The organism is Aeromonas enteropelogenes (genome assembly GCF_000819845.1).
In the GTDB taxonomy this organism is placed as follows: domain Bacteria; phylum Pseudomonadota; class Gammaproteobacteria; order Enterobacterales; family Aeromonadaceae; genus Aeromonas; species Aeromonas enteropelogenes.
In genome coordinates this window covers 196091-207914 of the sequence record NZ_CDCG01000011.1, presented here as the reverse complement: position 1 = coordinate 207914, position 11824 = coordinate 196091, and the positions used below count along the sequence as shown (strand labels likewise).

The following is an 11824-nucleotide window of genomic DNA, read 5'->3' as shown; positions in this document are numbered from 1 at the left end:
CTGACACAGCTATAGTCCGGGGCGCACAACGGCACATCCATCAACTCGAACAGGGAGTCTAGTAGTCCCTGGGTTGCTCGCAAAGTGAGGTTGAAAATCCCCTTGAGCATCAGGAAAGTGGCGATGGTTTGGTCGGTGTAAAGCTGGCAGCGGCCCCGCCGCCCATGATGGTCGTGGTGAAACCAGTTGCTCATGGCCTCGGCATCAACCCAGAAGGTGAGTGAACCACGATTAATCAACGACTTGTTGTATTTAGGCCAGTTGGTGATGGGGTGAAGCGACGTGCCCATGATGCAGACTTGAAGAGGATGGTGGTGATCAGATCACCAAGTCCTCAGTTAGTTCCATTCAAGCTGTACCGATTTGGGCAACAACGCAGTTCAAGATTAAACAACGATGAATAGAATCCAGCATCTTTTACGGTTCTATATAGATTTTCACTATTTAAATCCAGCTAACCTGCAGATCGAGTTGAAAAATTTAATAGAATAACTCCATTTAGAGATAAGACTCTGTTTATCAGTTCAGATGACGAATGAAAGATATCATCCAGATCAAGATGCTCCACGACATCACAACAAGTGATTAGATCAAAACAATCATCCGGGGAAGGAATAGTTTGATTCTGCAATAAAAATAACTTTTTGGAACAAATTCCTCTGCCCTTAGCTATGTCTAAAACAACTGAACTCACATCAACCCCATAAAAATCTTTTCCAAAAAAACTTAGATCCTAATAGGCCAATAATGAATCCAATTCCACAGCCATAATCAAGATGCTTTTCCCCAACAGTCCGAATAACTTCGGCATGTTCAAGAACAATTCTATATCCTGGGCTGAATTCTGCCTTCAGATAGTCAGAATTGGAAAGGAAAATATTGTTGTAGATTTCATTACATATTCCGACCGCTCATGAATACCGATTTTGATTCAACGTGAACACCATTTCCGAGCCAACATGAAAGTGAAATAAGGGCGTGGCTGTAATAGGCTGTAGATTTTCTGTCAAAAAATGCTCACCGAACCAAGCAGAGAAAATATAGACAAAACAGTATCTTAGAAGGTATTTTAATTTATGTATTTTCTTAAGAGCTTGTACATGAATCAGGTTTAGATACACACTAAGCCTTTTTAAATCTATGACCAACTACAACACTACCAATACAGATACGCTTTGGCACCATATGCTGCTGTAATCTTTCCTTAAAAAACTCCATCAATGCCACTTTATCAACAGCACCTTCTGTCGTGGGTTGAACAAGTAGTTCAACGTGCTGTCCGGTTATTGGATTCTGTTTAGGCATTGCTTTGACTAGTGAAACATTTGGAAACTCAAGCGCAACACGTTCAACTTCGCTCGCCATGAATTTAAGACCACCGACATTAATCACATCACTTACACGTCCAATTACTTTATAGTATTGGTCTCTGACATCTACAACATCCTTAGTATCATACCAACCATCCGCGTCAAATGGCGAAGGAGCATTCAGATACCCAAGCATCCGTGAACTCGAGCGTATATGAAGAACACCATCGACAACTCTAGTTTCTACACCTTCACCACCTATTTTCATATATATGCTATCTCTGGCCTCAGATTTAACACGAAGAATGCCAAGCTCAGACATACCAAAGGTTTGCCTAAAATCAACGTTAGGAAGTAACTTACAAAGTTCATCCAGCGTTGCCTGATCCATTCGTTCCGTGCCATAAGTAATAACTTTGAGACAATCAGGAACATTGCCAGGAACAGCGCCACTCATCAACATCATTCTTAAAAACGTTGGTGTTGTTGGTAGTGCTTCAACATCAAACTTACGACATGTTTCAAGTATGGACTCTACGGTTCGATACTCTGGGGCAATAACAACCCCTTTATTAAATAGGGTATGTAATAGCGTATTGATCCCGCCGATGTGATCAAAGAGCAGGAAATTAATTGTTCTAAGCGTAGGCCGGGGAGTTTCAAAACGTTTAAGAAATAGTGTTAAATTGTGAAGAATTGCCTTAGGACGCCCAGTAGTTCCAGTAGAAAACAGAACAAGTCCAGCATGTCCCAATGTTCTTAGTTTCTCAATGAAGTCATGTTTTTGATTGTGTAAGCGACGTTGAACTTGATCACCCTCTATAACCACATCTACGAGAGCAGATTCAAAAAAGTATTCATGTTCATGTTTTGTTTCAATGGTTAGCGGAACAAGAATAACACCAATATCAATCAGTCTTAATAGCGCAAGAATCGAAGACGGGTTAAAATCTCCGATTAGGGCAACGACATCACCTTTACGGACATCACTTAAGTCAATTGGACTTTGATTGGCTATCTCTGAGAATCGTAATTCGTCTCCCTTATGAATGAGGAACGGATAATCGATGCCGTGCCATATTCCACCAAGCTTTTCTAATAATTCCATTATACACCACCGACATGTAAGACTTGACCAGACAAAGAATCACTACGTCCATCTATTAATAGTTCAACTAAATCAGCAACCGATTCTGAATTAAATTGTTTAGGAATAATTTGTTGCAATACGATTTTGTTGATTTGTTCAGTCGTAATACCCTTGAGTAAACTCGTATCAATGGGCCCAGGCGCAATACAATTTACTTTTACATTGAAGTCCGCCATCTCTCTCGCAAACGATCGTGAAAAGCCTTCTACCCCAGCCTTGGATGCAGCATAAATTGACTCGCCTTTTAAACCCAAAGCGACAGCAATAGTTGAAAAGTTGATTATCGAACCCATTTTATTTCTTAGCATTAGTGGCGCAATGAGTTGGCAACAATAAATGGTACCTAACAAGTTCGTATTTATAATGTTTTGAGCAACATTTGGCGGTGTTGTTACAGCTAAGTTCATTGATGCAATACCCGCCGCATTTACAAGACCAGTAACCTTAGCTCCATCCTTTTTCAGCCGCTGTACGACCGCCTTTACATTCTCATAAGATGAAACATCGCAGCTCATAGATGGAAAAGGTACTTCATCGACATGCCTTGCCAGCCCAAATATATCAATATTCTTTTCAATCAAACGATCACAAATAGCTCTACCTAATCCTTTGCTAGCCCCTGTGACGACAATCATATCTTCGATTCCATTTGACTAATAAATTCAGCTGCCAACGAACCAGCAGTCCTAAACATGCTACGAGAACGTGACATTGCAGCATCAGAAGTCCAGTCGAAATCAAATCCTATTTCTGTTGCTTTGTCTTCAAGCGCAAGGCAAAGTCCGACTAACTTCATAGAATCCAACACACTTCCGCCGCCTATTAACGGCATATCATCAGTCACTATCAGTGACGAATTCTCAAGCTGTTGGGAAATTTGACTGAACACCTCAATTTTAACGGATTCGACGGAGGACATAGATATACCTTGTAGGATGTGAATTGAGAACTAAATCATATTTAGGCAAGCAACAACAATGCTTGCCAACATATAATCGTCATAATAGTTACAAGCATAATAACTGTTGCCCTAACAGACTCGCCGAAGAAAACCATTTGGAGCGACTGAAATTAATAGTTTATTTTGCAACTCCTCATCGATTTCGAAGCAACTATCTGTGACCAAGTATTCTTTAACTGCAGTTTTGGGATTATTACCCTTTCCCCACGGGCGATCGGGAAATGCATCTTCAGGCATATCTTCAACAATAGTATCAAATACTACGCAATAACTATCAACACTGACCAGTGATGCATAAGCCTTCAGCTCAGCAAGGACATGTTCATGTGTGTGGTTACTGTCTAAACATACCAATATTTTTTTGAATTTTTTTGCAAACTCATAAACCCTATCTATGACTTTCCTTTCAATACTGGAGCCTTCAATCATCTCGATCCATGAGCGCATGGGATGTGCGTCAATTGCGGTTCGATTGTGGCTTCTAATATCAATGTCAATTCCAAGTACTTTACGTTGACTCCTAGAAGGGTCAAATACATTGCCTTGTTCAATTGCATCGCACAGATCTAGTTGTGCAAGCATAGATGCACTAAATACTAACGAGCCACCGTGAGCAATACCTGTTTCAATAATTAAGTCAGGTTTGATTCTCCAGATTAATTCCTGCATGGCCATAACATCTTGCGGATATTGGATAATTGGACGGCCCATATATGAAAAATTATAACTGTATTTAAATGGTGCCGTTAATCGATGAAAATCCATTGCAAGCTTTTGACACTGAGAATCTTTGCTCATTAATTGAATAAATTTTTTTCTTTCACAATTGAATTCCATCATTACCCCCCCCTGAATACATCAAACATTTCAAACAGAATATCTCCTTAATACCCAAGGATGATTTTCATAGAAAAAATCCCGAGTCATAGCCATTTTCATATAATCAAATTTCTCATAAATCACTCCGTCCGTACGCATAACATGCGCACTATAAGTAACATTCCCATCGACACAATACTTAACCAGAGCCATTCTATCTAAAACGGAAAAGCCCGTCATTCTATGCAACAGGATGGCGGGCACATTGTTTGAAAAAACATGCAACCAGACATCATGGTAATTTAACACGCCAAACAACCACGACAATAAAGATATTTCGCAGTAGAACATTAAATCTGGAGCGCCCCCCAGCCGACCTCGAATGGCATTATCTAACTCTCCACCATGATCTCCCATATTACACACACCATAATTGCCAACCCACTCCCCCGACTCCAATCTAATCAAGAACAAGATCCGGTCTTTTGATGGGATTACAATTTCTTTAAGCCACGATGCGGTTCTTTCTTCTGTAACATGAAATTGAGTAAAAAAGTTCTCTTGCGTATTCGCTCGCCATTGAGTTAAAAGGGAAACAATTTCTCCAGAAGAAGCTAGATACTTATCAACACAGATCAGATCTGCCATTTTCAAGCCAGAGCAGTCAAAAACAGGTAAAGAAAAATGCTGGCCGGCTTCAGAATTTTCTTTGCACTTTAAGAAATCATATTTTTCCATGCTGTCTAAACCCATCCTTAATTACATTTATCACTTTCGTAACTTCGAATAGAGACATGTCGTGATAACTCGGTAAATTAATAGATCTTGCAGCCATGCCATAGGCAATAGTATGGTCTTTTTTCTTTTCAAACATTGGCAATGATGACAAAGGCCAAAAAAATACACGAGCATCAATGTTAGCAGCACGAAATGCCGATTGAACTTGCTCGCAATTAATTCCAATCGTTGATGGCCATACAACAGTCGGCATCCAAGCACCATTAATTCCCTCATCGGGTTCAGGATTCATACTCAGACCAGAATAAGGTAGTAATGCTTCCCGATAACAATTCAATATCTCTCGCTTACGAGCGATTAGTTCTTCAATCCGTTCTACCTGTCCGCAGCCTATCGCAGCCTGGATGTTCGACATTTTATATTTATAACCTACAGTTTCAGGCCAAAATTGACGAAATTGTCCACGAGCACGGCCATGGTTACTGAGAGTCAAAACACGCTCGTAGAGTTCCGCATCATTGGTAACAAACATGCCACCTTCCCCTGTAGTCAGGGTTTTGGTCCCATGAAACGAGAAGGCACCGAACAACCCCATAGAGCCAGCGCGCTGTCCATGGTACACAGAACCTATCGCCTCCGCGGCATCTTCAATCACCGGAATACCATAACGCTCACCAATGGCTAACAATTGCGCCATGTGGCAAAGATTGCCATACAGATGCACAGCAAGAATGGCTTTGGTACGTGGCGTGATCGCCGCCTCAACTAACTCAGGATCCAGACACCAAGAATCAGGCAATATGTCGACGAATACTGGTGTCGCACCCAAATGAACCACTGGAGCGACACTGGCAATCCAGTTACTATCCGCCAATATCACCTCATCGCCAGCACCAATACCCAGCGCGGCCATCCCCATATGCAAGGCCCCGGTACAACTTGACGTGGCAATAGCATATTTAACCCCCAGATGTTCACGGAACAGCCGTTCAAAACGGTCAATATACTCGTAACAGCGTTCTCCCCAACCATTAGTCGCAGCATCGGTGGCGTAGCCAATTTCTAGCTCGGTGATAGAAGGTTTGGTATATAAGATACGCTCACTCATAGGATCTCCAAACGCGGAACCGCGACGACGAAACGAGTTCCTGCGGCCCTCAGGGGCTCCAGTTGGAGACCGATTTCATCAGCCAAATTCCAAGGTAAAATCAGTACAAAATCTGGTGGGTTAGCCATCAGAACTTCCGGCGGCAAAATTGGAATATGGCTCCCAGGCATAAATCGCCCCTGTTTTGAACAGGCCGCATCACAAACATAGGGCAACAGATCGGGACGAACACCAGCATAGTTCAACAAGGTATTACCTTTAGCGGCAGCACCATAGGCAGCCACCATTGTTCCCGCTTGCTGCTGTGCTAATAAAAAAGAAAGTAGTGAATTTTTGACTCTGTCCGCCTGCGATTGAAACCCTTTATAGATGTTCAACTGATGTAATCCAGCCACCACCTCTTGATGCAAGCACTCAGCGACTGACGCACTAACCGGTCGTTGTTCATCGGCATGGCAGGCAAATACCCGTAAACTACCACCATGGGTCGCTAATGATTCGACGTGGAACACTCTCAGACCAACTGAAACCAAAATCCGCTGCACCGTCTGCAGTGACAGATATGAAAAATGCTCATGATAAACCGTATCGAACTGCACCTGAAGCAATAGCTGCAGCAGATGAGGAAACTCCAGAGTCAAGGTTCCACCAGGATTAAGCAGGTGCTTCAAACCACCGCAAAAGTCATTAATATCGGGAACATGGGCTAGGACATTGTTGCCAATCAATAGATCTGCACCTTGATCACATTGACGCATCTGTTCTGCCAATTTGGCAGAGAAAAACTCCCGGATGATCGGGATACCCAGCAATTCAGCCGCAGTCGCCGTAGCAGCGGTAGGTTCAACCCCGAGACAAGGAATACCAGCCGCGACAAAGTTTTTGAGTAGATAACCATCGTTGGCTGCAATCTCAACCACATGGTTCTTGGGCGTCAGAGATAATTCGTCAATCATGCGCGCACAATAATGGGCGGCATGAGCTAGCCAGCTGGTCGATGTGCTTGAAAAATATGCATAATCTGCACAAAAAAGCTGATCTGCTGAAGCAAAATCCTCAGTTTGAACCAACCAGCACTGGTCACACACTAGCAAGCGTAACGGGAACGTTACTTCTGGTCGGGATAGATCGCTGACAGACAGATACGCATTAGATGGCGGGGCAAAGCCCAGTTCGAGAAAACTATGAAGCAACGGAGTACCGCAGTGTCGGCATTTCATCGAATTATTATCCCCTGAAAACTGTCGTTTAACGCAGGATGCTGGCGATCACGTGCAGAGAATTCCGTTATCGGCAGCGGCCACGAAATCTGAAGATACGGATCCAGTGGATAGAGTCCTCCTTCTGCGGCTGCAACATAGGCCGTCGAATGACAATAGAGCATTTCGACTTCATCACTTAGGGTCTGAAAGCCGTGCGCAAAACCTTCTGGAATCAGCAAAGAACGGTGGTTCTCATCCGAAAGCTCCTCCGCGTGCCACATCAGAAACGTCGGCGAACCAGCCCGAATGTCGACAATCACGTCCCAAACTCGCCCCCGGAGACAAGTGACCAACTTTTTCTCGGCATACGGTGGATGCTGAAAATGAAGTCCCCGAATAGTGCCGCAGCGGGACGTGCATGTCAGATTGATCTGTGCCACACACGGCCCCCACCCCAGAACAGACAGCTCTTCGACACAGAAGAGTCGGCTCAAGGCACCGCGTGAGTCAGCATGCTCTTCGCGCTGCAACAATCTGGCGCCAAGCAATGGTTCGGACAATAGGGTAAAACGACTCATAGCTGAGCCTCGTAGGCTTTAATTTGTTGCTCACACAAATCTCGAGCACACGCTCCCTGATACCAATCGCGATACCAACACATGGTCTGCTCAACGGCCTGCGACAATGACCACCGTGGCGATATGTTCAGTGTGTGTCGCGCTTTGGCTGTTTCCAGCGCCAACCAACTGGTTTCATGAGGGCCAAGTTCACCCACCAAACTCCAAGCCTTATGACTGAGCTCATAGCTGAGAGCCGCTAGATTCAGCACCTGCTCCACGCTCGCTGCATCCCGGCTATCAGGACCAAAGTTATAAGCACCAGCCAATCGAGGCTCTTGATACAGACGTTGTGCCAAAACTATATAGGCCGCTACAGGTTCCAAGACATGTTGCCATGGACGGACCGCCTCGGGGCGTCGGATGGCTAATGACTGACCGGCTTGCCAGGCCCGTACCGCATCAGGAATCAAACGATCTGCAGACCAATCCCCCCCACCGATAACATTGCCTGCTCGAGCGGTTGCAACCGCAACGCCTTGAGCAGCCAGAAACGCATCACGATAGCTGGTGATAACCAGTTCGCTAGCTGCCTTGCTCGCACTATAAGGATCATGCCCTCCCAAGCGGTCAGTTTCGCGATATGGCCAGATGGACTCTAAGTTGTAATAGACTTTATCCGTGGTCACCATGACAACGCTCTTAACCGAGTCCAACGTACGGAGCGCCTCTAATAGATACACGGAGCCCATCAGATTGGTTTCAAAAGTCCGCGCAGGCTCACGATATCCTTTGCGCACCAATGATTGCGCCGCCAGATGGAATACCACTTCAGGTTGCGATTCCTGAACCAGTGGCACAAAATGTTCCGGTGCACAGACATCACAGACATGGTGTCGACAGATCTTCGCGACCTCAGCAGCATCAAACAGATTCGGCGTTGAATGGGGCAGCAAGCTAATGCCTGTTACATCAGCCCCGAGGCGATGCAACCACATCGTCAACCAACTACCCTTAAACCCCGTATGTCCGGTAACAAGGACTCTCTTTCCCGACCAAAAGGATGCATCGAGACCCCGCCTCATTCCCAAACCTTCCAAGGAGCCTTGTGACTGGTCCATAACTCCTCCAGCTGATTTTTTTCGCGCAACGTATCCATCGGCTGCCAAAAACCTTGATGCTCAAATGACATCAATTGCGACATATCGGCTAACGCAACCAAAGGTTCTCCTTCCCAACTACAGTGGTCGCTATCCAGCAACTTGAACACATCTGGAGAAAGCACAAAAAAACCGCCATTAATCACCCCCCCATCACCGCGGGGTTTTTCAGAAAAACCTGTCACCATATTTCCGAGCCGAGTCAGAGCTCCATAACGTCCAGGCGGTGAAACAGCGGTGACGGTCGCTAGCTTGCCGTGACTATGGTGAAACTCAATCAATTTTCCGATATCAACATCACTGAGACCATCGCCATAGGTAAAGCAAAAAGCTGATTCACCTTTCACATACTCTTCGACGCGTCGCAATCGTCCACCGGTAAGCGTATCTTCACCGGTATCAACCAACGTCACCCGCCAGGGTTCCACATGGTTATGATGTACCTCCATGCGATTATTCGGCATATCAAATGTGACATCTGACATATGTAAAAAATAATTCGCGAAGTATTCTTTTATCACATACCCCTTATAACCAAGACATATGATAAAATCATTAACACCATAGTGTGAATATGTTTTCATAATATGCCAAAGGATCGGTTTACCACCAATTTCAATCATCGGTTTAGGTCGAAGATGCGACTCTTCACTGATCCGAGTTCCTAAACCACCAGCAAGGATAATGGCTTTCATAACAGCACCCACCTTGTCATTAATAATTCACCCAAAAAGTCTTATTATATTAAGTTGAAGATTGCGCAGTCCTGCTTCGTATTCAAGCTCAGACTCAATATCGCTCGCGTATTCTTTAGATGCAATGATAAAGTTTTTCAAACCATTCTCCATTGCTAATGCTATGGTAACAACTGGGACCTCTTTGCCATCAAATGCAAGTGACCTCCCAGACATACCCTTGTCGGTAAATAATAGCGGTTCGATACTCTTATCATTCAAACTACCATACAGACGCTGACCAATGACCCCCGCACCACAAATTGCAAAAGGGACACTGTACTGATTATTCAAATTAAGCTGATGTATGACGTTACTAACACGCCGATCCCATAAGTCATGCTCAAGTTGTGCCTTAAACCCATTAATATTAAACTTAAACAGTTTCCACACCAAGGCCAAAAACTCAATACCCGACGCATCACTAGTTATTTTTAGCGCTTTAAGTGATGTTTGGTTAAATGGAATTAAATAATCCAACTTTGTTTTTCTATAACTCGCAAACAAATTTCGCTTGGCACTGACACCAAAAGCCCCCAATTTAACCCATCCACGATTAGAACGATGAATTTTCCCTAGAGATGCTAAATGCATGACGAGTGTCCAATCAGCGCCATGGAAACCATCACCATATATTTCAGGCCATGTTATAACACATGCTCTTCTATGAAGACCATAGAAATGTCCATTGGCATGCCAACAAGAAAAAAACTTCAACATTCTTAAAGTAATTTTATCTTGCGCTAATCCCCAGTCCCCCATCATATCTTCTGGCGCTGTTTTACCATCAAATGTTGTTGACGATGTCGACGATACATATGATGGATTTCTATCTAAGAAATCGACATGCTCTTCTAAAAAATCAGGAGACCTCGTATCATCGACTGCAGCCCACATAAAATACTCACCAACTGAGTTTTCAAGCACAAATCGAAAATTATATTCAGCGCCATGATTCTTTACATGCCTCACATATTTAACTCTTTTATCACTAGCACTATACGCTTGGCAAATTTCTTGTGTTTTGTCAGTAGAACTGTTATCAGCAATTATCAACTCAAAATCACTATATGACTGACAAAGAATAGATTCGATGCACTTTGATAAAGTTTTTTCACCATTATACACCGGAATCCCAATGGAAACCTTCGGCTTGCACTCCATAGTATCGACCTAAATTTTAATCAATAAAGTATAAATAAAGACCATCCAGATCACCGTGTAACCGTTCAATATCAGCTTGTATATCAAATTTAAATGCCTGCGAAGCGACAATGAATTTATTACAACCCAAGCTAATCGCATCCTCGATACTTTTTACGTCTAGTGATATATTCTGGTATTGCAAGCACCTCTTGCTTTTATCGCATATGACATCTACATTTACGCCTGCATTCTTTAGTGAGATTAAAACCTCAACCCCTATATCACCCGCTCCACACATAGCCAGCCCACCGTCTGTGTTGTTGGATTTTATTCTCTCAATCAAACTCGTAAAATTGATATCTATAAGTGGTTTTTCTGCAATCTTCTCAATAACCAATTCTATTTCATAACACCCAACAGCATGCTCTAAATTATTAACAGTATAATCAAATCCAGAATCATTATCCAATAATGAGCGCACTCTGTATGTGTTTTGTTCGAGAGCAATTTCTACATCTGCGAGCAGTGATGCTGGTGTATAAAATCGCTTGTGGTCTGCATTCCAGCGCGAAGGAAGACTTTTTTTCCTTTCATATAAATAGTGGTGAGGAACAGTCAAAACAATGAATCCACCAACACGAATCACGCGGAACCACTCTTTCAGTATTACAACAGGATTATCTACGTGCTCAAGACAGTGACTAGAAAAAACAGCATCCTGACTAGCATTTTCGAATGGAAGAGATAAACCATCATAACCCGGATAGCCGATATCAATTATCTTGGCACAAGGTGTAATTGCGGGCCCCATCCCGCCACCAACATCAAGAATATTTGAGCCAGAAAGGTATTTATCATAAAACCCCTGCGTTACACGTCTCGCATGAGATTTACTAGGCTCGCCACCTGGGCAGTTATTGTTTAAATGGTTCATAGAAA

The 11824-nt window shown here is 43.5% G+C and carries 13 protein-coding genes and 1 pseudogene; all 14 read right to left on the bottom strand.

Annotation, left to right across the window (positions count from 1 at the left end; genetic code table 11):
- Positions 1–290: IS5/IS1182 family transposase (locus BN1123_RS04355; protein ID WP_042025546.1), on the bottom strand; the 290-nt coding region annotated here is incomplete at its 3' end.
- Between the two features lie 164 nt (positions 291–454).
- Positions 455–706 (bottom strand): annotated as a pseudogene (locus tag BN1123_RS21995) (methyltransferase domain-containing protein); the annotation flags it as partial.
- A gap of 416 nt (positions 707–1122) precedes the next feature.
- The gene (locus tag BN1123_RS20725; RefSeq protein WP_082037467.1) at positions 1123–2418 is read right to left on the bottom strand and encodes a class I adenylate-forming enzyme family protein; all 1296 of its coding nucleotides are present in this window, start codon (positions 2416–2418) and stop codon (positions 1123–1125) included.
- A complete protein-coding gene (locus BN1123_RS20720) occupies positions 2418–3095 on the bottom strand; it encodes an SDR family oxidoreductase (RefSeq protein ID WP_082037466.1) in 678 nt (225 codons plus the stop codon). Before BN1123_RS20720 ends, BN1123_RS20725 begins: the two co-directional genes overlap by 1 nt.
- Positions 3092–3379, bottom strand: coding sequence for a hypothetical protein (locus BN1123_RS04345; protein ID WP_042025544.1), 288 nt, complete (start codon positions 3377–3379; stop codon positions 3092–3094). Before BN1123_RS04345 ends, BN1123_RS20720 begins: the two co-directional genes overlap by 4 nt.
- Positions 3380–3490: 111 nt before the next feature.
- The gene (locus tag BN1123_RS20715; protein WP_082037465.1) at positions 3491–4261 is read right to left on the bottom strand and encodes a cephalosporin hydroxylase family protein; all 771 of its coding nucleotides are present in this window, start codon (positions 4259–4261) and stop codon (positions 3491–3493) included.
- 27 nt (positions 4262–4288) lie between these two features.
- Entirely contained in the window at positions 4289–4978 is a 690-nt protein-coding gene (locus BN1123_RS21255; protein WP_156130356.1) for a GNAT family N-acetyltransferase, read from the bottom strand.
- Entirely contained in the window at positions 4965–6086 is a 1122-nt protein-coding gene (locus tag BN1123_RS04340) for a DegT/DnrJ/EryC1/StrS family aminotransferase (RefSeq protein WP_042025542.1), read from the bottom strand. The genes BN1123_RS21255 and BN1123_RS04340 overlap by 14 nt, the downstream gene beginning before the upstream one ends.
- Positions 6083–7306, bottom strand: coding sequence for a class I SAM-dependent methyltransferase (locus BN1123_RS04335; protein ID WP_042025541.1), 1224 nt, complete (start codon positions 7304–7306; stop codon positions 6083–6085). Before BN1123_RS04335 ends, BN1123_RS04340 begins: the two co-directional genes overlap by 4 nt.
- Entirely contained in the window at positions 7303–7866 is a 564-nt protein-coding gene (locus BN1123_RS20710; protein ID WP_082037464.1) for a dTDP-4-dehydrorhamnose 3,5-epimerase family protein, read from the bottom strand. Before BN1123_RS20710 ends, BN1123_RS04335 begins: the two co-directional genes overlap by 4 nt.
- Complete coding sequence (gene rfbG / locus BN1123_RS04330) at positions 7863–8966, bottom strand: CDP-glucose 4,6-dehydratase (protein ID WP_082037463.1); 1104 nt, start codon at positions 8964–8966, stop codon at positions 7863–7865. The genes BN1123_RS20710 and rfbG overlap by 4 nt, the downstream gene beginning before the upstream one ends.
- A complete protein-coding gene (gene rfbF, locus BN1123_RS04325; protein WP_042025539.1) occupies positions 8927–9700 on the bottom strand; it encodes a glucose-1-phosphate cytidylyltransferase in 774 nt (257 codons plus the stop codon). The genes rfbG and rfbF overlap by 40 nt, the downstream gene beginning before the upstream one ends.
- A gap of 27 nt (positions 9701–9727) precedes the next feature.
- Entirely contained in the window at positions 9728–10903 is a 1176-nt protein-coding gene (locus BN1123_RS20705; protein ID WP_082037462.1) for a glycosyltransferase family 2 protein, read from the bottom strand.
- A gap of 16 nt (positions 10904–10919) precedes the next feature.
- Positions 10920–11819 carry a methyltransferase domain-containing protein gene (locus BN1123_RS20700; protein ID WP_082037461.1) on the bottom strand — a complete coding sequence of 300 codons (900 nt, stop codon included), beginning with the start codon at positions 11817–11819 and terminating at the stop codon, positions 10920–10922.
- Positions 11820–11824 lie beyond the last annotated feature (5 nt).

What these genes read in the sequence shown, in the direction of transcription:
- BN1123_RS20705 (WP_082037462.1), bottom strand. Translation starts at nt 10,903, where the DNA reads ATGGAGTGCAAGCCGAAGGTTTCCATTGGGATTCCGGTGTATAATGGT.
- BN1123_RS04335 (WP_042025541.1), bottom strand. Translation starts at nt 7,306, where the DNA reads ATGAAATGCCGACACTGCGGTACTCCGTTGCTTCATAGTTTTCTCGAA.
- rfbG (WP_082037463.1), bottom strand. Translation starts at nt 8,966, where the DNA reads ATGGACCAGTCACAAGGCTCCTTGGAAGGTTTGGGAATGAGGCGGGGT.
- rfbF (WP_042025539.1), bottom strand. Translation starts at nt 9,700, where the DNA reads ATGAAAGCCATTATCCTTGCTGGTGGTTTAGGAACTCGGATCAGTGAA.
- BN1123_RS21255 (WP_156130356.1), bottom strand. Translation starts at nt 4,978, where the DNA reads ATGGAAAAATATGATTTCTTAAAGTGCAAAGAAAATTCTGAAGCCGGC.
- BN1123_RS04345 (WP_042025544.1), bottom strand. Translation starts at nt 3,379, where the DNA reads ATGTCCTCCGTCGAATCCGTTAAAATTGAGGTGTTCAGTCAAATTTCC.
- BN1123_RS20715 (WP_082037465.1), bottom strand. Translation starts at nt 4,261, where the DNA reads ATGATGGAATTCAATTGTGAAAGAAAAAAATTTATTCAATTAATGAGC.
- BN1123_RS20725 (WP_082037467.1), bottom strand. Translation starts at nt 2,418, where the DNA reads ATGGAATTATTAGAAAAGCTTGGTGGAATATGGCACGGCATCGATTAT.
- BN1123_RS20700 (WP_082037461.1), bottom strand. Translation starts at nt 11,819, where the DNA reads ATGAACCATTTAAACAATAACTGCCCAGGTGGCGAGCCTAGTAAATCT.
- BN1123_RS20710 (WP_082037464.1), bottom strand. Translation starts at nt 7,866, where the DNA reads ATGAGTCGTTTTACCCTATTGTCCGAACCATTGCTTGGCGCCAGATTG.
- BN1123_RS20720 (WP_082037466.1), bottom strand. Translation starts at nt 3,095, where the DNA reads ATGATTGTCGTCACAGGGGCTAGCAAAGGATTAGGTAGAGCTATTTGT.
- BN1123_RS04340 (WP_042025542.1), bottom strand. Translation starts at nt 6,086, where the DNA reads ATGAGTGAGCGTATCTTATATACCAAACCTTCTATCACCGAGCTAGAA.